Below are 20466 nucleotides of genomic sequence, written 5' to 3'. Positions count from 1 at the left end.
ATCATTGGCGTCATTCGTTAGCCCCACTTATTTTCCGGAGGGCCCATGAGCCTGCACGAATTGAACACCTTCCCAGGCGTCACCGCCCAACCTGACACCGCAACGCAGAACTTCGTGTTCAACCACACAATGCTGCGGGTCAAAGACATCACCAAGTCCCTGGATTTCTACACGCGGATCCTCGGTTTCTCGCTGGTGGAAAAGCGCGACTTCCCGGAAGCCGAGTTCAGCCTGTATTTCCTGGCGCTGGTCGACAAGAACCAGATCCCGGCCGATGCCGCCGCACGCACCCAATGGATGAAGTCGATCCCCGGCATCCTTGAGCTGACCCACAACCACGGCACCGAAAACGATGCGGATTTCGCCTACCACAACGGCAACACCGACCCGCGCGGTTTCGGCCACATTTGCATCTCGGTCCCGGACATCGTCGCTGCGTGCGAACGCTTCGAAGCGCTGGGCTGCGATTTCCAGAAGCGCCTGAACGACGGCCGCATGAAGAGCCTGGCATTCATCAAGGACCCGGATGCTTACTGGGTCGAGATCATCCAGCCAGCGCCACTCTGAAACACACCGCCCTACTGTAGGAGCCGGCTTGCTGGCGATCCGTCGCAAAGCGGCGGCCTTCCCAATGGTTGTAACAGTGAAATCGCCATCGCCAGCAAGCCGGCTCCTACAGGGATCTGCTGCGCATACAAAAAACCCCATGATCACTCATGGGGTTTTGTGTTTTCAGCGTCCGGTTTATGCCGGGGCCGATGTCCGGATCAAGTGATCGAATGCACTCAGGGAAGCCTTGGCGCCCTCGCCTACTGCAATCACGATCTGCTTGTACGGCACGGTCGTCACGTCACCGGCAGCGAACACGCCCGGCATCGAGGTTTCACCACGGGCATCGACGATGATCTCGCCGCGAGGCGACAACTCGATGGTGCCTTTGAGCCAGTCGGTGTTGGGCAGCAGACCGATCTGCACGAAGATACCTTCAAGGTTCACCGTGTTGAACTCACCCGAATCGCGATCCTTGTAAACCAGGCCGGTCACCTTCTGGCCGTCACCCTTCACTTCACTGGTCAGTGCGCTGGTGATGACATCGACGTTGGGCAGGCTGAACAACTTGCGTTGCAATACCGCATCGGCGCGCAGCTTGCTGTCGAATTCCAGCAGCGTGACGTGGCTGACAATACCGGCCAGATCGATCGCCGCTTCAACGCCGGAGTTACCGCCGCCGATCACCGCTACGCGTTTGCCTTTGAACAGCGGACCATCGCAGTGCGGGCAGAAACACACGCCTTTGGCTTTGTATTCCTGCTCGCCCGGCACACCCATTTCACGCCAGCGGGCGCCGGTGGCGAGGATCAGTGCCTTGGTCTTGAGGGTCGCGCCACTTTCGAAGCGAACCTCGTGCAACTCGCCGGGATTCTTCGCCGGGATCAGCGCGGAGGCCCGTTGCAGGTTCATGATATCGACGTCGTATTGCTTGACGTGCTCTTCGAGCGCGCTGGCCAGTTTCGGCCCTTCGGTCTCCTGCACGGAGATGAAGTTCTCGATGGCCATGGTGTCCAGCACCTGCCCACCAAAACGCTCAGCCGCCACACCGGTGCGAATGCCTTTACGGGCGGCGTAGATCGCTGCCGAAGCACCAGCCGGACCACCGCCGACCACCAGCACATCAAAGGCTTCTTTGGCGCTGATTTTCTCGGCCTGACGCTCGGCGCCGCTGGTGTCGATCTTGGCGAGGATTTCTTCCAGGCCCATACGGCCCTGGCCGAAAATCTCGCCGTTCAGGTAAATGCTTGGCACGGCCATGATCTTGCGATCATCGACTTCGGCCTGGAACAACGCGCCGTCGATAGCGACGTGACGGATGTTCGGGTTGAGCACGGCCATCAGGTTCAGCGCTTGAACGACGTCCGGGCAGTTCTGGCAGGACAGCGAGAAGTAAGTCTCGAAGCTGAACTGGCCTTTGAGCGAGCGGATCTGTTCGATCACTTCCGCACTGGCTTTCGAAGGGTGGCCACCGACTTGCAGCAGGGCCAGCACCAGCGAGGTAAATTCGTGGCCCATCGGGATGCCGGCGAAACGCAGGCTTATGTCGGCACCGGGGCGATTGATCGAGAACGATGGTTTACGCGTGTCGTCACCGTTGTCGAGCAAAGTAATTTGGCTGGAAAGACTGGCAACGTCTTTCAGCAGTTCGAGCATTTCCCGGGATTTCGCACCGTCGTCGAGGGATGCAACGATCTCGATCGGCTGGGTGACCCGTTCCAGGTACGATTTCAACTGGGCTTTAAGATTGGCGTCCAACATACGGGCGATTTCCTTTGCTTTTCTTGAGGCGAAAAAAAGCCCGAGCGAATCTCGCCCGGGCTTTTCTATTGGGCGGTGCAGCTTACTGAGCAGGTGCGGAGTTCCGCCCTTTGAAGCGTGTCACAGACTTAGATCTTGCCGACCAGGTCCAGGGACGGAGCCAGAGTGGCCTCGCCTTCTTTCCACTTGGCTGGGCAAACCTGGCCTGGGTGAGCAGCGACGTACTGGGCAGCCTTGATTTTGCGCAGCAGCTCGGAAGCGTCACGGCCAACGCCGCCATCGTTCAGCTCAACGATTTTGATCTGGCCTTCAGGGTTGATCACGAAGGTGCCACGGTCAGCCAGACCAGCTTCTTCGATCAGTACGTCGAAGTTGCGGGAGATAGCGTGGGTCGGGTCGCCGATCATGGTGTACTGGATTTTGCCGATGGCTGGCGAAGTGTTGTGCCAGGCAGCGTGAGCAAAATGGGTGTCAGTGGAAACGCTGTAGATCTCGACGCCCAGTTTCTGGAACGCGTCGTAGTTGTCAGCCAGGTCTTCCAGTTCGGTCGGGCAAACGAAGGTGAAGTCTGCTGGGTAGAAGAACACAACCGACCACTTGCCTTTCAGGTCAGCGTCCGAGACTTTTACGAAGTCGCCGTTTTTGAATGCGTCAGCTTTGAATGGTTTAACTTGGCTGTTGATGATAGGCATCGTTGACTCTCCGTCAGGGGTTAAGAAGTTGATGGAGTGAACTCTACCCACTCGACGGACGGATGGCTCATTGGCAAACCTCATGCTGCTGATTGGTTTTCGCTATTAGCAGACAGTATTAATAGAAGGAAAAGGTATCTAGGGCGCCAACGGCTTTTCCGAAATCCGCGTCATCCCCAGAAACGGACTGGCTTCTACGTAACGCATGGCCGATTTCATATCCTTCCAGCCGACGTAACTCATCAGCGATTTCAAATCCCAACCGCTTTGATGGGCCCACGTGGCAAAACCCCGTCGCAACGAATGGCTGGTGTAGTGCTCGGCCGCAATGCCGGCGCGCTCCAGTGCCTGGCGCAGTAACGGGATGATGCTGTTGGCGTGCAAGCCCTCTTCGCTCAAATGGCCCCAGCGGTCGATGCCACGGAACACCGGCCCACGCACCAATGCAGCCTCGGTCATCCAGTCGATGTATGCCTGCACCGGACACAAGCGCTGCAACGCCGGCGTCTGGTAAGTCTTGCCAAGGTTTTCGCGGTCGCTCTTGCTGCGAGGCAGATACAGGGTGATGCCTGAACCGGCACTGGCCTGTACGTGTTCAATTTGCAGGCGGCATAACTCGTCGCTGCGGAAACCGCGCCAGAAGCCCAGCAGGATCAGCGCCCTATCGCGCCGGGCTCTTAACAGCGCCGGTCGGTCGTCTTTTGATTTCGCGGTTTGTGCCTCCTGCTCAAGCCAAGCCACCACTTGCTCCAGATGCTGAAGCTGCAATGGCTCAGCCTGCTTCTCCTGCGCCGGGTGCAGCGCGCGAATGCCTTTGAAGACTTTGCGCACCACGGGCGCCTTGGTCGGATCGGCAAACCCCTGGCTGTTGTGCCACTGCGCCAGCGCCGACAACCGCAGCTTTAACGTATTGATCGATAACTCACCCGCATACGCCACCAGATAGCGCGCAACGCTGTCAGCCGTGGCCGGTAGAAACCCGCCCCAATCGACTTCGAAATGTTCGATGGCCGCCCGGTAGCTTCGGCGGGTGTTGTCGCGCGTGGCGGCTTGCAGGTAACGATCCAGATCGCTCATGGCGGTGACTCCTGTAGGAGCGAGCTTGCTCGCGATGGACGTAAACGATGACGCTAACTGCCTGAGTGATCGCGGTGCCTGGAGGTTTTTCGCGAGCAGGCTCGCTCCTACAGGAGGGTTGTGTACGGAAATGGAGCTTCGACCAATTCAGGATCGCTGTCACACGGGGTAATACCAGTATATCCCGTGTTAATACTTCTCGTATTTAATGTTGTTTATTGGTGTGGTACATTGTGTACTTTGGTGGTATGTACCACAGTACGAAATCGTAGGAGAGTTCATGGCACGCGGCGGTGTAAACAAAGCAGTGGTGCAAGCGGCACGCTTGGCAATTCTGGCTCGCGGTGAAAACCCCAGTATCGATGCAGTACGGATCGAAATGGGCAATACCGGCTCGAAAACCACTATTCACCGGTACTTGAAGGAGCTGGATGACGGCGCCGAGCCGGTAGCGCCCTCCTCCGAACCCATCGATGACGAGCTGGCCGGGCTGGTCTCGCGCCTTGCGCAACGCCTCAAGGAACAAGCACAAGAGCCCATCGATCAGGCACGCGCGCAGTTCGAACAGCAACGAAAAGACCTGGAAAACCAGCTGACAGACGCCCAGGAAGCCAACAGCGAATTGCAGCAGCAGTACGAGATTCAAACCCTGGCGCTGACGCAGGAGTCCGACACCCTGCACAACACCCTGTCGATGCTGCAGACCGAGCAAACCCGCAACGCCGGAATGAATCAGGCGCTGGCTGATTTTGAGTTGCGCTTGCAGGACAAGGACGAGCAGATCCGCTCCCTTGAGGAAAAGCACCTGCACGCCCGTGACGCACTGGAGCACTATCGCAACGCCGTCAAAGAGCAGCGCGAGCAGGAACAAAGCCGCCATGAAGGCCAGGTGCAGCAGATTCAGATGGAGTTGCGCCAGGCCCAGCAAAGCGCCTTGGTGCGCCAGGATGAAATCACCCAACTGCATCGCGACAACGAACGCCTGCTGACCGAAAACCGCGGCACATTGCGCGAGCTGAGCCTGTTGCAAGAACAGCTCAAACACACCCATACCCGCCAGGATCAACTGCTGGAACAGGTCAATCGGATCGACAGCGAACGCACCCTCCTCCAGGAACGCCTGCGCGCAGCACTGCTGGAGAGCCAGTCGCTGAAGCAGAACGTCGAGGAGCAGTCGCAGATAAACAAAGCGCTGGAAATTGAACTACTGAAGACTCAGGCGAGCCTCGATGAAAGCGTGCGCCTGGCAGCGGTCATTGCGACAGCGCCAGACGCAGCCAAGGCCGATTAACCCGCGACCGGTGTACGCATGGTGACGAACTCTTCGGCGGCCGTCGGGTGCACGCCGATGGTTTCGTCGAAGTCGCGCTTGGTAGCGCCCGCCTTCAAGGCAATCGCCAGACCTTGCACGATCTCGCCGGCATCCGGTCCGACCATGTGGCAACCCAACACCTTGTCGGTTTTGCCGTCCACCACGAGCTTCATCAGCGTGCGCTCCTGACATTCGGTCAGGGTCAGCTTCATCGGGCGGAAACGGCTTTCGAAGATCACCACGTCATGACCGGCCTCGCGAGCCTCTTCTTCCGTGAGGCCGACTGTGCCGATGTTCGGCAAGCTGAACACGGCCGTCGGGATCATCTTGTAATCCACCGGGCGATACTGCTCAGGCTTGAACAAGCGACGCGCAACGGCCATGCCTTCAGCCAGCGCAACCGGTGTGAGCTGAACCCGGCCGATCACATCGCCCAGCGCGAGGATCGACGGTTCGGCGGTCTGGTATTGCTCATCGACCTCGACAAAGCCTTTCTTGTCGAGTTTGACCCCGGTGTTTTCCAGCCCCAGGTTGTCCAGCATCGGACGCCGGCCAGTGGCGTAGAACACGCAATCCGCCTCCAGTTCGCGACCGTCCTTGAGCGTTGCCTTCAAGCTGCCGTCGGCGAGCTTTTCAATGCGCTCGATGTCGGCATTGAATTGCAGGTTCATGCCACGCTTGGTCAGTTCTTCCTGCAAATGCTTGCGAACCGCGCCGTCAAAACCGCGCAGGAACAAATCTCCGCGATACAGCAACGTGGTGTCGGCGCCCAGGCCGTGGAAAATACCGGCGAACTCAACGGCGATGTAACCGCCACCGACAACCAGCACACGCTTAGGCAGCTCTTTGAGGAAGAATGCCTGGTTAGAGCTGATCGCGTGTTCATGCCCCGGAATCTCCGGAATCTGCGGCCAGCCGCCCGTGGCGATCAGGATGTTCTTCGCAGTAAAACGCTCGCCATTAATCTCGACCGTATTAGGATCGACGATCTTCGCGTGGCCTTCATGCAAGGTCACACCGCTGTTGACCAGCAGGTTGCGATAGATACCGTTCAGGCGATTGATCTCGCGATCCTTGTTGGCAATCAGCGTTGCCCAATCAAACTGTGCTTCGCCCGGCGTCCAGCCAAAGCCCGAAGATTGCTCGAAGTCTTCGGCGAAGTGTGCACCATAGACCAGCAACTTCTTCGGCACGCAGCCGACGTTCACGCACGTACCACCCAGATAACGACTCTCGGCCACGGCCACTTTCGCGCCAAACCCGGCCGCAAAACGCGCCGCTCGCACACCGCCGGAACCGGCGCCAATCACATAAAGGTCAAAATCGTAGGCCATTTTCAATCTCCTCGGCAGGCAAACAGCATACCCGCAGACGTCCGTTGGGCAAGCGCTGCAAACGATATGGGGCCGGAAAATGAAAAAGCCACCCGAAGGTGGCTTTTAAGAAACAAGCAGGTCAAACGCTATCAGTAAGCCTTGCCAGTCTTGTAGAAGTTCTCGAAGCAGAAGTTGGTCGCTTCGATGTAGCCTTCAGCGCCACCGCAGTCGAAACGCTTGCCTTTGAATTTGTAGGCAATGACGCAACCGTTTTGCGCCTGTTTCATCAGGGCGTCGGTGATCTGGATCTCGCCACCCTTGCCTGGCTCGGTTTGCTTGATCAGGTCGAAGATGTCCGGGGTCAGGATGTAACGACCGATGATCGCCAGGTTCGACGGTGCGTCTTCCGGGGCTGGTTTCTCGACCATGTTGCGAACGCGGTAGAGGTCATCACCGATCAGATCACCGGCAATTACGCCGTACTTGTTGGTTTCCTGCGGATCGACTTCCTGGATCGCAATGATCGAGCAGCGGTATTGTTTGTACAGCTTGACCATCTGCGTCAGTACGCCGTCACCGTCGAGGTTGACGCACAAGTCATCCGCCAACACCACGGCGAAAGGTTCGTCGCCGATCAGCGGACGACCGGTCAGGATGGCATGACCCAGGCCTTTCATTTCGGTCTGGCGAGTGTAGGAGAAAGAGCACTCGTCGAGCAGTTTGCGGATACCGACCAGGTATTTCTCTTTGTCGGTACCCTTGATCTGGTTTTCCAGCTCGTAGCTGATGTCGAAGTGGTCTTCCAGGGCGCGCTTGCCACGACCGGTAACGATGGAGATTTCGGTCAAACCGGCATCCAGAGCTTCTTCGACGCCGTACTGGATCAGTGGCTTGTTTACCACCGGCAGCATTTCTTTGGGCATGGCTTTAGTCGCTGGCAGGAAGCGAGTACCGTAACCGGCTGCTGGGAACAAGCATTTCTTGATCATAAAAGTCCTTGAAAGGGCTGTGTGTACGAGTTTCGGCGCAGTCTAATCAGGCGGCGTGCACCTTACAATGCCCCGCACTGGCTAACCGATGCCAACATAGAGAAATATTCTTGCGGATAGTTCCGCAGAACGTCGCGATGCCTCTTATAGATAGCAGATTTTCGGGGCTGCGCAGGCGACAACCGAGCATGCAATCGCACCCACCGTACACCCATCAACACCGGTTGCGTGCGTTTGGCGTTATCATTGCGCAATTGAACCAGCCAACGAGGCAGATAGATGTCGGTAGCAAAAAGTGTCAACGGGTTCCTGATCAATCAGGCGAAAGACGGCCAGTGGTGGGTAGACAGCGTCAGCGGCGAGAATATCGCCGGGCCCTTCCCGACTGAAGCGTTGGCGATTGAAGTGGCATCCGTATTGGAGCTCGAACACCCGGCCCCGAAGCGTCGCGGCAAGGACAAGTCCTGATCTGAAGCCGATTTGCATGACCAAGCCCTGCCTCGCGCAGGGCTTTTTTGTGATTGGATGAAACGAAGTGGCCTTTCGCTATAACCTTTTGATTCCGGCGCTGTCACAGGCTTAGCCCCATCACCCTGACGACGACCACGACATGAATAGATTTTTGCCTTTGATTGCGATATTGGCCCTGAGTGGCTGTGCCACCTCTGAAAAGACTTACTTGGGCAATGGCGAAACGGGCCTGTCCATCGACTGCTCCGGCGAAGCCAATTCCTGGGCCTCCTGCTATGAAAAAGCCGATGCCTCCTGCGCCGGCACCGGCTATCGAATCGTTGGCACCGACGGAACCCCGTCGACCAAGGAAAGCGACAAGACCCTCGGCGTCGACGTAGGCAACTACAAAAACCGCAGCGTCGTGGTGGTCTGCAAGTAAGGCGCCCTGCCCTACATGTGAATTTCGGCGAACTTGATCCCGAGACCGCGCACGGTCTCGATCAGATCGTCGAGACGACTGAAGGATTCGACTTCATCGTTATCGTCCACCAGAAAATAGCTGCGCCCGGCGCTTTTCTTGAAAAACACGATCCATTCCCCCGGATCAGCCGGATTTTGAATCACATGGGTAGCAGAGATGTGACCCTCTGCGTGCCGCTCCCGTACCTGCTCTCGCTTCATGCTCGACTCCAGAAATGACAATGCCGCCAAAGCGTTGCTTTGACGGCATCGATGCTGACTGTCGCCAGTCTATCAGCCGGAAATGCACGCCGTGGCGGCATCGCGCACATCCATGGGGCGTAACGGCACATTGGAGATGCGCTCATGCAGCTTGATGCTGCTGCCACTGGAACGTTCTTCGATATCGAATACAGCGGCCGGGCCTGAGGAGAACTTCTGCGGCACGATGACCCGCACACCGTCTTTGCCCTGCGGCTCGACTTGCAGGGCACCGCGGCTGCCGGCCAGTTTCTCGGTCAGGCATTGCGCGTACTCATGGGGCTTCTTGCCTGAAATCACGTTCATGGTGGGCAGCGTCTCGTTGATTTCCGAGACACTTGCACAACCACTCATCGCCAACGCCAATGGCAAAACCCACGCACCCCACTTCATAAAAAACCTCCGATAAAGCCCCTCCGACAGCACAAATGCTGGTTTTCTCCGAGGCCCACTGCTTTTATCGCTCATAGAATTCCGAATAACTGTTTTTAATTGTCAAAGCGGAGCCCGACGACCGGATAATAACCCGTTCGGGCTGATAAACTGCGCCCATCGCCCATGCTATCGTTTTGATTTTGTAGAAAAAGCCCTTCTGGAGGCGCCTCATGAAATTTATCCACCAGCGCGAGCACCTCAATGAAGACGACATCGTCGTCATCCAGTGCTCGCAAATGTGCAACATCCGCTTGATGAACGACGCCAATTTCCGCAGCTTCAAGAATGGCGGCCGTCACACTTACCATGGTGGTGCATTCGACACCTTCCCGGCCCGTATTACTGCACCAAGCACCGGTTTCTGGAACATCACCATCGACACCGTCAATCGTCGGGCGATCAGCGTGACCCGCAAACCGACCTTGTCCCACTCGATCAAGATCATCCGCCGCTCCACCACGAAACTGAGCTGAGCACCGCCCGACTCGAACACAGGCAGATATGACCGTGACCCAAACAACCAAGTACGTCATCAAATACAAACTCAACGGCGAACGCCGCTTCGAATTTGCCCAGCTTGAAAACGGCACCGAAGCAGAAGCCAAAGCCGCGCTGGACGCCATTCATGGCCAGAGCGAAGACGTCATCAGCGAAATCAGCGTCAGCAAAGCGCTGTAACGGGATTCGGAGCGACAACCGGGATGTCTGCTCCGTCCGTTGAATTCGACCGCAAGCGCCGGAGTGTTCACGACGGCAGCGCTCCCTAGACTGGCCACCTCAACCCTGGGTTAAGGAGTCAGCACATGTTTAACGAGCGTACGCTCGATGCACTCGACTGGGACAGCCTGTACCAGCAACTCGATCAGGATGGCTGCGCCATCATCCGGTCATTGCTGAGTGCCGAAGAGTGTGACGACATCAGCGCGCTCTATGTGAAACCAGAGCCTTTCCGCTCACAGGTCATGATGGCCCGCCACGGCTTTGGCCGCGGCGAGTACAAATACTTCCGCTATCCGCTACCGGATCTCGTCTGCCGAATGCGCAATGCGCTCTACCCGCGACTGGTGCCGATTGCCAATCGCTGGTACGAGCAGATGGACTTGCCGATCCGTTTCCCTCCCAGGCACGAGGCGTTCCTTGAGCGCTGTCATGCCGCCGGTCAGGAGCGCCCAACGCCGTTGTTGCTGCAATATGGGCCACAGGACTACAACTGCCTGCATCAGGATCTGTACGGTGAACACGTTTTTCCACTGCAAGTGGCGATTCTTCTGTCAGAGCCAGGCGAAGATTTCACCGGCGGCGAGTTTGTACTGACCGAGCAACGGCCACGGATGCAGTCTCGCCCCCAGGTGATTGGCCTGAAGAAAGGTGACGGGCTGATCTTTGCCGTCAACCAACGGCCAGTCAAAGGCGTTCGCGGCTTCTACCGGGTCACGTTGCGCCATGGGGTGAGTCGCCTGCACAGCGGAATACGGCATACCCTTGGAATCATCTTTCACGATGCGACATGACCCCATGACCCCGAGCACATTCGACCTGTTTGCCGACGCCGAGCCCGAGCAGCTACCTCGGCGCGAGCAGATCGGCGAACAGTCCTGCGTACTGAGAGGCTTTGCCCTGCCCTGGCTGGATCGTTTGCTGCCGGCACTGGAAGCGGTTCTGGCCGCCGCGCCGCTTCGGCAGATGGTCACGCCCGGCGGCTTCATCATGTCGGCAGCCATGAGCAGTTGTGGCACCTGGGGCTGGACCACCGACCGTAGCGGTTATCGCTACACCCGCAATGATCCGCAAACCGACGCACCCTGGCCGGCCATGCCCGCAGTGTTTTTGGCGCTCGCACAAGCGGCGGCGCGCGAAGCCGGTTTTGCTGATTTCGTACCCGATTCGTGCCTGATCAACCGTTACGTCCCCGGCGCCAAAATGTCATTGCATCAAGACAAGGATGAAGCGTCCTACGCGGCGCCGATCGTTTCGGTCTCCCTGGGCTTGCCGGCGATGTTCCTGTTCGGCGGGTTTGAACGCAGCGATAAAAGCCAGCGAGTGCCACTGTTGCACGGCGATATTGTGGTCTGGGGCGGCGTTGATCGCTTGCGTTATCACGGTGTCTTGCCGATCAAGGACGGTCAGCACCCGCGAATGGGCGAGCAACGGATCAACTTCACGTTTCGTACCGCAAAATGAATCCCCGAATTTGACCGCAAGCCCCGGAGTGCGACGACTGCGCCGGCTGGTTAATCTGAATCAAACAGGTCAACGGACAAGAAGCCATGACACGCCAATCGACAAGAATCGCCACCGAAAACGATCCGCGCTGGGCCGCCGTCGTCGCACGCGATCCCCGCGCAGACGGGCAGTTTGTGTATGCCGTGAAAACCACCGGCATCTATTGCAGCCCCAGCAGCCTGGCGCGCTTGCCCAAGCCGCAGAATGTCGAATTCTTCGACACCGCCGAGCAAGCCCAGGCGGCCGGTTACCGCCCGAGCAAACGCGCAGCGAAGGATCAAAGTGACGTCGCCGCGCAACATGCCGCAACGGTAGCCGCCGCGTGCCGTCAGATCGAGACCGCAGAGCATCTGCCGGCACTGAGTGAACTGGCGGACGTGGCGGGCCTGAGCAGCTTCCACTTTCACCGAGTGTTTAAAGCCGTGACCGGATTGACGCCCAAGGGCTACGCCACGGCCCACCGTTCACGCAAGGTTCGCCAACGCCTGATCGATGGAGGTTCGGTGACCGATGCCTTGTATGACGCCGGTTTCAATTCCAATAGCCGATTTTATGAGGCGGCGGATCAATTGTTGGGGATGAAACCTGGCGATTACCGTGCCGAAGGCCAGAACAACGACATTCGGTTTGCCGTCGGCCAGTGTTCTTTAGGGGCGATTCTGGTGGCGCAAAGCGAACGTGGGGTGTGCGCGATTCTGCTGGGTGATGATCCGCACCAATTGGTGTGCGACCTGCAGGACAAGTTTCGGCGAGCCAACCTGATCGGCGCCGACCACGGGTTCGAGCAGTTGATCGCCCAGGTTGTCGGGTTTATTGAAGCGCCGGCCATCGGCCTGGACTTGCCTCTGGATGTGCGCGGTACGGCGTTTCAGGAGCGCGTCTGGCAAGCCCTGCGGGAGATTCCTGTCGGCAGCACCGCCAGCTACGCCGACATCGCGCAGCGCATCGGCTCGCCGAAAGCGGTGCGCGCCGTGGCCCAGGCCTGCGGCGCGAACAGCCTGGCAGTGGCCATCCCGTGCCATCGCGTGGTGCGCAGTGACGGCAACTTGTCGGGGTATCGTTGGGGCGTGGAGCGCAAGCGGCAGTTGTTGGAGCGCGAAAGCCAATAAATCAAAAGATCGCAGCCTGCGGCAGTCGCAGGCTGCGATGTTTGCTTTCAGCGATTCACATCCACCACCACACGGCCACGCAGCTGACCGGCGAGCAATCGCGGTGCCGCATCGATCGCCTCACTCAAACCGATTTCGTGGCTGATCAGCGGCAGCAAGGCAAAGTCCAGATCCTTGGCCAGACGGTTCCATGCCAGTACCCGCTTGGCTTTGGGTTGGGTCACGCTGTTGATTCCGGCCAGGGTCACGCCGCGCAAAATGAACGGGGCGACAGACGCCGGAAAGTCCATGCCTTGCGCCAGACCGCACGCGGCGACAGTGCCGTTGGCTTTCGTGCTGGCACAGGCGTTGGCCAGGGTGTGACTGCCGACCGAGTCGATCACGGCCGCCCAACGCTCCTTGGCCAGTGGTTTTCCCGGCTCGGACAATGTCGCGCGGTCGATGATTTCGCTGGCACCCAATTGCTTGAGGTAGTCGTGTTCGGAGGTGCGGCCGGTGGACGCGACCACCCGGTAGCCGAGCTTGCTCAACAGCGCGATGGCGAAACTGCCGACACCACCGTTGGCGCCCGTGACCAGAACGTCACCCTGCTCCGGCGTCACACCGTTATGTTCCAAGGCCAGGATGCTCAGCATCGCCGTGTAACCAGCCGTGCCGATCGCCATTGCCTGGGCAGCGGTGAATTCCCGAGGCAGCGGAATCAGCCAGTCGCCATTCAGGCGCGCCTTCTGCGCCAATCCACCCCAATGCCCCTCACCTACCCCCCAGCCATTGAGTACGACTTGATCACCGACCTTGTAGTCCGGATGCCCACTGACTTCGACAGTCCCCGCCAGATCAATGCCCGGCACCATCGGGAATTTTCGCACCACCGGGCTGCTGCCGGTGATCGCCAGACCGTCCTTGAAGTTCAGCGTGCTGTACGCCACACGCACTGTCACATCGCCCTCGGGCAGTTGATCGTCATTGATCTCTTGCAGTGTGGCCCGGTAACCGCTGTCGTCTTTGTCGATCAAAATGCCTTGGAACATTGTCGTCTCCTGTCAGATCATTCAGTTGTCGTGCTACTGGAATATCACACTGCAACCTTTTGCCGTACCCGACTTTAAGCCAATCCAGGAATGCCCCATCCTGAAACCCGATGGGTCTTGCGCCTGTCTTTGCTGATACAAGTCCCGTTCTACAGCCCTTCCCCGTCATGACCCGGAGAACCTTGAAATGAGCCAATGGCCAGATACCCGAATTATCGATTTGCTGGGGATCGAACTGCCGATCATCCAGGCTCCGATGGCTGGCGCAACCGGTTCGGCCATGGTCATCGCCGCGAGCAATGCCGGCGGCCTGGGCTCGATGCCCGCAGCCATGCTGACCACCGAGCAGTTGCGCGAAGAATTGAAGACCATTCGCCAACACACTCAGCGCCCGATCAACGTCAACTTCTTCTGCCATCAGCCGCCCCCTGCCGACGAGCAACGTGCCCGTGACTGGAAGAATCTGCTGGAACCCTACTACCGCGAACTCGGCGTGGATTTCGACGTACCGACGCCCGTGTCCAATCGCGCGCCGTTCGATAACGCGACCTGTGAAGTGATCGAAGAATGCCGCCCCGAAGTGGTGAGCTTTCACTTCGGCCTACCGGAAAAATCCCTGCTGGATCGCGTCAAGGCAACCGGGGCGAAAGTGTTGTCTTCGGCGACGACTGTCGAAGAGGCCGTCTGGCTTGAGCAGCATGGCTGCGACGCGATCATCGCCATGGGTTACGAAGCCGGTGGCCATCGGGGCATGTTTCTCAGCGACGATTTGAGCAGCCAGGTGGGCCTCTTCGCGCTGCTGCCGCAAATTGTCGACGCGGTGAAAGTACCGGTGATTGCCGCTGGCGGCATTGCCGACGCACGGGGCGTGGCGGCGGCTTTTCTGTTGGGCGCGTCCGCGGTGCAGGTGGGCACGGCGTATTTGTTTACACCGGAAGCCAAGGTCAGCGCCTCTCATCACAAGGCGTTGCGCACGGCCAAAGAAAGCGAGACTGCCGTCACCAACATTTTCACCGGCCGCCCGGCACGCGGGATTCTCAATCGCGTGATGCGCGAACTCGGACCGATCTGCGATAAAGCACCGGCCTTCCCGTTGGCGGGTGGGGCGTTGATGCCGTTGCGGGCAAAGGGCGAAGCGGATTTCAGCAACCTCTGGGCCGGGCAGGCGTTCAGGTTGGGGGTTGAGATGACGACAGCAGAATTGACGCAGCATCTGGCTCAAGACGGCCTGGCGAAACTGTTGCACCGCTAGGCACAAGACCTGGGGCGAGGCGTTTCGCCGCAATGCAATCGAGATCAACACATTCCGTTTGCAGGCAATTCGCTATATATTCCGCTATATAGCGTTTTAACCCCTCGCTGCCCCTGCCTACAACGGAGCCGTTTCATGACCATTCGTGCCTCACGTTTTGCCCCTACTTGCCTGGCGAGCCTGCTCGCTGTGTTCGCCATTGGCGCGGCCCAGGCGGACGAAGTCCAGGTCGCCGTCGCGGCCAACTTCACCGCGCCGATCCAGGCTATCGCTGCCGATTTCGAGAAAGACACCGGGCACAAACTGGTCACCTCCTTTGGGGCAACCGGCCAGTTCTATACGCAGATCAAGAATGGCGCGCCGTTTGAAGTGTTCCTCTCGGCGGATGACACCACCCCGCAAAAACTCGAAACCGAAGGCGACACCGTCAAGGGCTCGCGCTTCACCTACGCCGTTGGCACCCTGGCGTTGTGGTCGGCTAAAGAAGGTTACGTCGATGCTATAGGGGACGTGCTGAAAAAGAACGAATATCAGCATCTGTCCATCGCCAACCCGAAAGCCGCCCCTTATGGCCTGGCTGCCACCCAGGTTTTGGCCAAGCAGGGTCTGACCGACAAGGTCAAAGACAAGATCGTTGAAGGCCAGAACATCACCCAGGCTTATCAGTTTGTCTCAACCGGTAACGCAGAACTGGGCTTTGTCGCCTTGTCGCAGATCTACAAAGACGGCAAAGTCACCAGCGGTTCGGCGTGGATCGTTCCAGCCAGCCTGCACGACCCGATCAAACAAGACGCGGTGATCCTCAACAAAGGCAAGGACAACCCGGCTGCCAAGGCGCTGGCTGACTACCTCAAAGGTCCGAAAGCCGCTGCTGTCATCAAATCCTACGGTTACCAACTCTAAATGACGCTGACGAGTGCCGATTTTTCCGCCATCTGGCTGACCCTGAAACTGGCGTCCCTGACGACAGTTATCCTGCTGGTGATCGGCACTCCGATTGCGTTATGGCTCTCGCGCACCCAATCGTGGCTGCGCGGCCCGGTCGGGGCGATTGTCGCCCTGCCCCTGGTGCTGCCGCCCACGGTGATCGGTTTTTATCTGTTGCTGGCGCTGGGCCCTAACGGCTTTATCGGCCACTTCACTCAATCGCTGGGGCTTGGCACCCTGACGTTCAGTTTTGCCGGATTGGTGATCGGCTCTGTGCTCTATTCGATGCCGTTCGTGGTCCAGCCGTTGCAAAACGCTTTTTCTGCCATTGGCACCCGCCCACTGGAAGTGGCTGCGACCTTGCGCGCCAATCCCTGGGACACCTTTTTCAGCGTGATCCTGCCTCTGGCCCGACCGGGGTTCATCACCGCCGCGATTCTCGGTTTCGCCCACACCGTCGGTGAGTTTGGCGTGGTGCTGATGATCGGCGGCAACATCCCCGACAAGACCCGCGTGGTCTCGGTGCAGATCTACGATCACGTCGAAGCCATGGAATACGCCCAGGCCCACTGGCTGGCCGGGGCGATGCTGGTGTTCTCGTTTGCCGTGTTGCTGGCGCTGTACTCCAGCCGTAAAACCAAAGCGGGCTGGAGCTGATCGATGATTCAAACACGTCTGAAACTGAGGTATTCGGGGTTTGCCCTGAATGTGGACTTGCAACTGCCCGGCCGTGGCGTCACCGCGCTTTACGGCCATTCCGGCTCGGGCAAGACCACCTGTTTGCGCTGCATCGCAGGCCTGGAACGGGCCGAACAAGGCTTTATCCAGGTCAACGATGAAGTCTGGCAGGACAGCGACAAGAAGATTTTCGTAGCGCCGCACAAACGCGCAATCGGCTATGTCTTCCAGGAAGCCAGTCTGTTTATGCACCTGTCGGTGTTGGCGAACCTGCAGTTCGGCCTCAAGCGAATCCCCAGACAACAACGCCGGGTCGACATGGCGCACGCGACGGAACTGTTGGGCATCGGTCATCTGCTGGATCGCCATCCGCAGCACTTGTCGGGTGGCGAGCGACAGCGTGTCGGCATCGCCCGCGCGCTGCTCACCAGCCCGAAACTGTTGCTGATGGACGAACCGCTGGCGGCGCTGGATTCGCAACGCAAAAGCGAAATCCTGCCCTACCTGCAAAGGCTGCACGATGAACTGGACATCCCGGTGTTGTACGTCAGCCATTCCCAGGATGAAGTGGCGCGACTGGCCGACCACATCGTCCTGCTCAGCAACGGCAAAGCCCTGGCCAGCGGCCCTATCGGCGAAACGCTGGCCCGGCTCGATTTGCCTTTGGCCTTGGGCGATGACGCCGGCGTGGTGATCGAGGGCCACGTCAGTGCCTATGACGCCGATTATCAGTTGCTGACCTTGCAACTGCCAGGCACCGCTCTGAACATCCGCGTGACGCACACGCCGATGGACGTCTGCCAAGCGCTGCGTTGCAAGGTCCAGGCGCGCGATGTCAGCCTGAGCCTGCACAGCGCCGAGCAAAGCAGCATCCTCAACCGGCTGCCGGTGACCGTGATCAGTGAAATGGGCGCAGACAACGCCGCCCACGTGCTGATTCGCCTGGATGCGGCCGGTACACCGCTGCTGGCGCGGATCACCCGCTACTCCCGGGATCAATTGCAGGTGCATCCCGGCCAACAGCTCTGGGCGCAAATCAAAGCGGTGGCGGTGCTGGCGTAAACCCGCTGGCACGACTGCACTGGCACGCGGTCAATGGCTGTAACGGCCCCTGATTCGTCGCCAAGGACTACCGCCATGCTCGATTCCGCGCTGACTGATGCGCTGCCACCTGACCTGCATTATGTCGATGACACCCAGCCCGGCATCGCCCGCAAGAAACTGCGTGGCAAGTTCTGCTACTTCGACCCGGACGGAAAACGCATCACCGACCCAAAGCAAATCAAACGTATCAATGCCCTCGCCGTACCCCCGGCCTACACCGACGTTTGGATTTGCGCCGACCCGCGCGGGCATCTGCAAGCCACTGGCCGTGATGCCCGGGGGCGCAAACAATACCGTTATCACCCGCGCTGGCGCGAAGTGCGCGATGCCGACAAATATTCGCGCCTGCGGGATTTCGGGCTCGCCCTGCCGAAACTGCGCAAACAGCTTGAAACGCTGTTGGCCGCGCCGGGCTTCGGCCGCGACAAGGTCATGGCCACGGTCATTACCTTGCTCGACGCAACATTGATACGGGTCGGCAACACGCAGTACGCCCGGGACAACCGCTCGTATGGGCTGACCACCCTGCGCAACCGGCACGTCGAGATCAACGGCAGTGCGATCCGGTTCCAGTTCCGGGGCAAGAGCGGCGTCGAGCACCAGATCACCGTGAAAGACCGGCGCCTGGCACGAATCATCAAGCGCTGCCAGGAGATTCCTGGGCAGAACCTGTTTCAGTATCTGGATGAAAGCGGTGAGCGGCACACCGTCAGTTCCTCCGACGTAAACGCCTACCTGCAAACCCTCACCGGCACCGACTTCACCGCCAAGGATTACCGCACCTGGGCAGGTAGCGTGCAGGCGTTGTCGGTGTTGCGCGGTTTGCAGTGGGAACCGGAATCAGACGCCAGGCGGCATGTGGTGGAGATGGTCAAGAACGTCGCCAGGCAACTTGGCAACACCCCGGCGGTTTGTCGCAAGTGCTACATCCACCCGGCGGTGCTAGAGGGTTTCCTGATGGGTGAATTGGCCGGGTTACCGCGCCCGAGAACACGTAAAGGTTTGAGGGCCGAGGAAGTCGGGCTGGCGATGTATTTGGAGAAGATGATCGAGGCAACTCAACCGACGAACTGACCTGTCCATTTTTTGCACGATCACCAATGGCTTCTATAGTTGTTGTGACACAAATTAGCTTCGAGTGAAGCCATGGAAGACATTTACGTTGTTAAGCGCTGCAACAAGATCATCATTCATGGGCGTCGAGCCGGGGAAGCCGGTCATACGCCACCAGACGCAGAAGTCTGGTATCGCATCGCCGATACCCGTACCGATGGTTTCATCGGCGACGGTTTTGATTCCGAAGAAGATGCCCTTCGCGCCTGCCATCTATTCAATGCCCGATCGCAAGTGCTGGCCCGACAAGGCTGAAGTCCGGGTCTATACTGAAAAATGGCTGAGGGAACAGCGACCCCATCGGCAGAAAGCTCGCTCCTTGCGGGCTTTTTGCTGCCACTGCCAGGTTTCTTGAACGGAGGTGTTTGCCATGTCCGAAAAAGAGTCCATCACCACCCTGCTCACCCTGCTCGACTCGCGCCAGGTTCGCTTGGCCGCGGCCTGCAAGGAAATCGCCGACTGGGTCGATCATCAAGGCGGGCACCCGACCGCCCTCAGGATTCGTGATCGCCTGAACGACATCGAGAAGGACACGCCGCTGATTCGTAACACGCTGTCTTCGCTCAAACCTGTCGAGCCGCCGCTGCCGCGGTTCAGATGATTCGGTCTGGACTCCGGACACGAGCGCACGGCCAGGACGCATGAACGGCGACGATGATCGTCACCGGGTGCGTCCTTGCCTGATCACCTGCTGCTGAAATCCGAACCCGGCCCTGTACCGGGATTTTTTTTGTCCGGTCATTTCACACAGCCTTCACAACTCACGCCTTACTGTAGCCCTACTCCTTTTGAAATATCCCTTGGCCCGCCCGCATGCGGGCCTTCTTTTTGCTCGCCTGCGCTCAACGAACGTCATCACTCGCGTGAGGTCAAACGCTCACACGTCACGAAGGAGGCGTCTGATGGTTACTCACTTCAAAGTTGCCGGGCATCTGGCTTGCGGTCATAAAGGCAGCAAGCTCACCTCAACCACTGAATTGACCAAGGTGAAATGCAGAAGCTGCCGAAACACCGATGCATTCAAGGATGCACGCAAAGACCAACGCAACGCGGCACGTCGCGCCGCACGCAAAGCCAAAGTCACTCACACTGCCAATGACTGGCGCGCAGCATGGGTTGAGCGGCTTACCGCCATGGCCGGGCTGCAACGGTTGCCCCGTGGTTTTAGCGGTCAACCATTCGTTTAACTGACAGGTTCGGCGGTTGAAGCACGTTCACTCGGCCCGGCCGCCGGCCCCATGATTTCTCGTTTCGGCGACTTCACTCTGTTCACCGCACGGCGGCTACGGGTGTCTGGGGTTGAGATCAACCGAATAGATTATTCGACGATAACTTCCATAGCGTTGTGTGCCATTTCATTTTTGGCGATTAGCGTTTTCCTCAGCTAGGGTTTCTATCGCATCGATACTGCGCCGACGATGTGGGTAGGCGCCTGATCAAGGAGGAACGAATGACACTGATCCGTGAGGCGGAAAAAACCTACCGCCGCTGGTCCAGCCCGATCCTGCTGGAACTCAAGGAAAGAGAACATCAGCTCGACCCGGTAGATCGTGAGGCTCTGCAGAATGTTTTGGTAGAGAGAAGGCTCGTTGACACCGGCAACCCTTCCGGTGCTGATCGACGCAAGGCGAATCAGCCTGCAGACACAAGCGGCAAGTGAATATAGTTGACCGAAAACAAACAAGGGTTTGCATCAGCTATCGATCGCAAACCCTTGATTTTATA

General features: G+C 58.6%; 26 protein-coding genes. 18 read left to right on the top strand and 8 right to left on the bottom strand.

Going from position 1 to position 20466, the window contains the following annotated elements:
• Positions 1-45 precede the first annotated feature (45 nt).
• A complete protein-coding gene (gene gloA / locus IB254_RS02265; protein ID WP_192416225.1) occupies positions 46-567 on the top strand; it encodes a lactoylglutathione lyase in 522 nt (173 codons plus the stop codon).
• A gap of 177 nt (positions 568-744) precedes the next feature.
• Here gloA and ahpF read toward each other — a convergent pair whose 3' ends face one another.
• The 3 genes from ahpF to IB254_RS02250 form a co-directional block, all read right to left on the bottom strand.
• Positions 745-2310, bottom strand: a complete 1566-nt coding sequence (gene ahpF / locus IB254_RS02260; RefSeq protein WP_192416224.1) for an alkyl hydroperoxide reductase subunit F — start codon at positions 2308-2310, stop codon at positions 745-747.
• Positions 2311-2438: 128 nt separating this feature from the next.
• A complete protein-coding gene (ahpC, locus tag IB254_RS02255; RefSeq protein ID WP_007975937.1) occupies positions 2439-3002 on the bottom strand; it encodes an alkyl hydroperoxide reductase subunit C in 564 nt (187 codons plus the stop codon).
• Positions 3003-3140: 138 nt separating this feature from the next.
• Entirely contained in the window at positions 3141-4079 is a 939-nt protein-coding gene (locus IB254_RS02250; protein ID WP_192416223.1) for a site-specific integrase, read from the bottom strand.
• A gap of 280 nt (positions 4080-4359) precedes the next feature.
• Between IB254_RS02250 and IB254_RS02245 the strand changes: the two genes are divergently transcribed.
• Positions 4360-5370: a DNA-binding protein gene (locus IB254_RS02245; RefSeq protein ID WP_192416222.1), complete on the top strand. Its 1011-nt coding sequence runs from the start codon at positions 4360-4362 to the stop codon at positions 5368-5370.
• Here the strand turns inward: IB254_RS02245 and gorA are convergent.
• Complete coding sequence (gene gorA / locus IB254_RS02240; RefSeq protein ID WP_192416221.1) at positions 5367-6725, bottom strand: glutathione-disulfide reductase; 1359 nt, start codon at positions 6723-6725, stop codon at positions 5367-5369. The two genes, IB254_RS02245 and gorA, sit on opposite strands and share 4 nt — an antisense overlap.
• Before the next feature lie 131 nt (positions 6726-6856).
• Complete coding sequence (galU, locus tag IB254_RS02235) at positions 6857-7696, bottom strand: UTP--glucose-1-phosphate uridylyltransferase GalU (protein WP_008036893.1); 840 nt, start codon at positions 7694-7696, stop codon at positions 6857-6859.
• A 279-nt stretch (positions 7697-7975) separates the two neighbouring features.
• On the opposite strand from galU, the gene IB254_RS02230 reads away from it, so the two are divergent.
• Both IB254_RS02230 and IB254_RS02225 read left to right on the top strand, forming a co-directional pair.
• The gene (locus IB254_RS02230; protein WP_192416220.1) at positions 7976-8164 is read left to right on the top strand and encodes a hypothetical protein; all 189 of its coding nucleotides are present in this window, start codon (positions 7976-7978) and stop codon (positions 8162-8164) included.
• 142 nt (positions 8165-8306) lie between these two features.
• Complete coding sequence (locus tag IB254_RS02225) at positions 8307-8588, top strand: hypothetical protein (RefSeq protein ID WP_008036896.1); 282 nt, start codon at positions 8307-8309, stop codon at positions 8586-8588.
• Positions 8589-8599: 11 nt separating this feature from the next.
• On the opposite strand, the gene IB254_RS02220 is transcribed toward IB254_RS02225, so the two are convergent.
• Entirely contained in the window at positions 8600-8830 is a 231-nt protein-coding gene (locus tag IB254_RS02220) for a hypothetical protein (RefSeq protein WP_008031064.1), read from the bottom strand.
• 72 nt (positions 8831-8902) lie between these two features.
• A complete protein-coding gene (locus tag IB254_RS02215; protein ID WP_192227053.1) occupies positions 8903-9262 on the bottom strand; it encodes a hypothetical protein in 360 nt (119 codons plus the stop codon).
• Positions 9263-9474: 212 nt separating this feature from the next.
• Here IB254_RS02215 and IB254_RS02210 point away from each other — a divergent pair, with 212 nt between their 5' ends.
• From IB254_RS02210 to ada, 5 genes are all read left to right on the top strand, one after another.
• The gene (locus IB254_RS02210; protein WP_008031060.1) at positions 9475-9777 is read left to right on the top strand and encodes a DUF1883 domain-containing protein; all 303 of its coding nucleotides are present in this window, start codon (positions 9475-9477) and stop codon (positions 9775-9777) included.
• 34 nt (positions 9778-9811) lie between these two features.
• On the top strand, positions 9812-9982 hold the full coding sequence (locus IB254_RS02205; RefSeq protein WP_192416626.1) for a hypothetical protein: 171 nt from the start codon (positions 9812-9814) through the stop codon (positions 9980-9982).
• Between the two features lie 125 nt (positions 9983-10107).
• Positions 10108-10815, top strand: coding sequence for a 2OG-Fe(II) oxygenase (locus IB254_RS02200; protein ID WP_192416219.1), 708 nt, complete (start codon positions 10108-10110; stop codon positions 10813-10815).
• Positions 10805-11485, top strand: a complete 681-nt coding sequence (gene alkB, locus IB254_RS02195) for a DNA oxidative demethylase AlkB (RefSeq protein ID WP_192416218.1) — start codon at positions 10805-10807, stop codon at positions 11483-11485. The genes IB254_RS02200 and alkB overlap by 11 nt, the downstream gene beginning before the upstream one ends.
• Before the next feature lie 86 nt (positions 11486-11571).
• Complete coding sequence (gene ada, locus IB254_RS02190) at positions 11572-12636, top strand: bifunctional DNA-binding transcriptional regulator/O6-methylguanine-DNA methyltransferase Ada (protein WP_008031054.1); 1065 nt, start codon at positions 11572-11574, stop codon at positions 12634-12636.
• Between the two features lie 47 nt (positions 12637-12683).
• Here the strand turns inward: ada and IB254_RS02185 are convergent, their stop codons facing one another.
• Entirely contained in the window at positions 12684-13667 is a 984-nt protein-coding gene (locus IB254_RS02185; RefSeq protein WP_192416217.1) for an MDR family oxidoreductase, read from the bottom strand.
• Between the two features lie 187 nt (positions 13668-13854).
• Here IB254_RS02185 and IB254_RS02180 point away from each other — a divergent pair, with 187 nt between their 5' ends.
• The 9 genes from IB254_RS02180 to IB254_RS02140 all read left to right on the top strand — a co-directional run bounded on the left by IB254_RS02180 (position 13855) and on the right by IB254_RS02140 (position 20401).
• Complete coding sequence (locus IB254_RS02180; protein ID WP_192416216.1) at positions 13855-14919, top strand: NAD(P)H-dependent flavin oxidoreductase; 1065 nt, start codon at positions 13855-13857, stop codon at positions 14917-14919.
• 135 nt (positions 14920-15054) lie between these two features.
• Positions 15055-15822, top strand: coding sequence for a molybdate ABC transporter substrate-binding protein (gene modA, locus IB254_RS02175; protein ID WP_225602227.1), 768 nt, complete (start codon positions 15055-15057; stop codon positions 15820-15822).
• Complete coding sequence (modB, locus tag IB254_RS02170; RefSeq protein WP_192416215.1) at positions 15823-16503, top strand: molybdate ABC transporter permease subunit; 681 nt, start codon at positions 15823-15825, stop codon at positions 16501-16503. It abuts the gene before it with no gap.
• A gap of 3 nt (positions 16504-16506) precedes the next feature.
• Positions 16507-17586, top strand: coding sequence for a molybdenum ABC transporter ATP-binding protein (gene modC, locus IB254_RS02165; protein ID WP_192416214.1), 1080 nt, complete (start codon positions 16507-16509; stop codon positions 17584-17586).
• 75 nt (positions 17587-17661) lie between these two features.
• Positions 17662-18702: a DNA topoisomerase IB gene (locus IB254_RS02160; RefSeq protein WP_192416213.1), complete on the top strand. Its 1041-nt coding sequence runs from the start codon at positions 17662-17664 to the stop codon at positions 18700-18702.
• A 72-nt stretch (positions 18703-18774) separates the two neighbouring features.
• On the top strand, positions 18775-18996 hold the full coding sequence (locus tag IB254_RS02155; RefSeq protein ID WP_192227044.1) for a hypothetical protein: 222 nt from the start codon (positions 18775-18777) through the stop codon (positions 18994-18996).
• A gap of 115 nt (positions 18997-19111) precedes the next feature.
• Entirely contained in the window at positions 19112-19342 is a 231-nt protein-coding gene (locus IB254_RS02150; RefSeq protein ID WP_008031039.1) for a hypothetical protein, read from the top strand.
• Between the two features lie 301 nt (positions 19343-19643).
• The gene (locus tag IB254_RS02145; RefSeq protein ID WP_192416212.1) at positions 19644-19928 is read left to right on the top strand and encodes a hypothetical protein; all 285 of its coding nucleotides are present in this window, start codon (positions 19644-19646) and stop codon (positions 19926-19928) included.
• A 263-nt stretch (positions 19929-20191) separates the two neighbouring features.
• On the top strand, positions 20192-20401 hold the full coding sequence (locus tag IB254_RS02140; RefSeq protein ID WP_192416211.1) for a hypothetical protein: 210 nt from the start codon (positions 20192-20194) through the stop codon (positions 20399-20401).
• Positions 20402-20466 lie beyond the last annotated feature (65 nt).

This window comes from Pseudomonas sp. PDM03 (assembly GCF_014852385.1).
GTDB lineage: Bacteria > Pseudomonadota > Gammaproteobacteria > Pseudomonadales > Pseudomonadaceae > Aquipseudomonas > Aquipseudomonas migulae.
The sequence above is the reverse complement of the archived record's forward strand: the minus strand, read 5'-3'. Positions and strand labels throughout refer to the sequence as shown.

Excerpts from the sequence above, each read along its gene's own strand:
- gloA (WP_192416225.1), top strand. The coding sequence starts at position 46 with ATGAGCCTGCACGAATTGAACACCTTCCCAGGCGTCACCGCCCAACCT.
- ahpF (WP_192416224.1), bottom strand. The coding sequence starts at position 2,310 with ATGTTGGACGCCAATCTTAAAGCCCAGTTGAAATCGTACCTGGAACGG.
- ahpC (WP_007975937.1), bottom strand. The coding sequence starts at position 3,002 with ATGCCTATCATCAACAGCCAAGTTAAACCATTCAAAGCTGACGCATTC.
- IB254_RS02250 (WP_192416223.1), bottom strand. The coding sequence starts at position 4,079 with ATGAGCGATCTGGATCGTTACCTGCAAGCCGCCACGCGCGACAACACC.
- IB254_RS02245 (WP_192416222.1), top strand. The coding sequence starts at position 4,360 with ATGGCACGCGGCGGTGTAAACAAAGCAGTGGTGCAAGCGGCACGCTTG.
- gorA (WP_192416221.1), bottom strand. The coding sequence starts at position 6,725 with ATGGCCTACGATTTTGACCTTTATGTGATTGGCGCCGGTTCCGGCGGT.
- galU (WP_008036893.1), bottom strand. The coding sequence starts at position 7,696 with ATGATCAAGAAATGCTTGTTCCCAGCAGCCGGTTACGGTACTCGCTTC.
- IB254_RS02230 (WP_192416220.1), top strand. The coding sequence starts at position 7,976 with ATGTCGGTAGCAAAAAGTGTCAACGGGTTCCTGATCAATCAGGCGAAA.
- IB254_RS02225 (WP_008036896.1), top strand. The coding sequence starts at position 8,307 with ATGAATAGATTTTTGCCTTTGATTGCGATATTGGCCCTGAGTGGCTGT.
- IB254_RS02220 (WP_008031064.1), bottom strand. The coding sequence starts at position 8,830 with ATGAAGCGAGAGCAGGTACGGGAGCGGCACGCAGAGGGTCACATCTCT.
- IB254_RS02215 (WP_192227053.1), bottom strand. The coding sequence starts at position 9,262 with ATGAAGTGGGGTGCGTGGGTTTTGCCATTGGCGTTGGCGATGAGTGGT.
- IB254_RS02210 (WP_008031060.1), top strand. The coding sequence starts at position 9,475 with ATGAAATTTATCCACCAGCGCGAGCACCTCAATGAAGACGACATCGTC.
- IB254_RS02200 (WP_192416219.1), top strand. The coding sequence starts at position 10,108 with ATGTTTAACGAGCGTACGCTCGATGCACTCGACTGGGACAGCCTGTAC.
- alkB (WP_192416218.1), top strand. The coding sequence starts at position 10,805 with ATGCGACATGACCCCATGACCCCGAGCACATTCGACCTGTTTGCCGAC.
- ada (WP_008031054.1), top strand. The coding sequence starts at position 11,572 with ATGACACGCCAATCGACAAGAATCGCCACCGAAAACGATCCGCGCTGG.
- IB254_RS02185 (WP_192416217.1), bottom strand. The coding sequence starts at position 13,667 with ATGTTCCAAGGCATTTTGATCGACAAAGACGACAGCGGTTACCGGGCC.
- IB254_RS02180 (WP_192416216.1), top strand. The coding sequence starts at position 13,855 with ATGAGCCAATGGCCAGATACCCGAATTATCGATTTGCTGGGGATCGAA.
- modA (WP_225602227.1), top strand. The coding sequence starts at position 15,055 with ATGACCATTCGTGCCTCACGTTTTGCCCCTACTTGCCTGGCGAGCCTG.
- modB (WP_192416215.1), top strand. The coding sequence starts at position 15,823 with ATGACGCTGACGAGTGCCGATTTTTCCGCCATCTGGCTGACCCTGAAA.
- modC (WP_192416214.1), top strand. The coding sequence starts at position 16,507 with ATGATTCAAACACGTCTGAAACTGAGGTATTCGGGGTTTGCCCTGAAT.
- IB254_RS02160 (WP_192416213.1), top strand. The coding sequence starts at position 17,662 with ATGCTCGATTCCGCGCTGACTGATGCGCTGCCACCTGACCTGCATTAT.
- IB254_RS02155 (WP_192227044.1), top strand. The coding sequence starts at position 18,775 with ATGGAAGACATTTACGTTGTTAAGCGCTGCAACAAGATCATCATTCAT.
- IB254_RS02150 (WP_008031039.1), top strand. The coding sequence starts at position 19,112 with ATGTCCGAAAAAGAGTCCATCACCACCCTGCTCACCCTGCTCGACTCG.
- IB254_RS02145 (WP_192416212.1), top strand. The coding sequence starts at position 19,644 with ATGGTTACTCACTTCAAAGTTGCCGGGCATCTGGCTTGCGGTCATAAA.
- IB254_RS02140 (WP_192416211.1), top strand. The coding sequence starts at position 20,192 with ATGACACTGATCCGTGAGGCGGAAAAAACCTACCGCCGCTGGTCCAGC.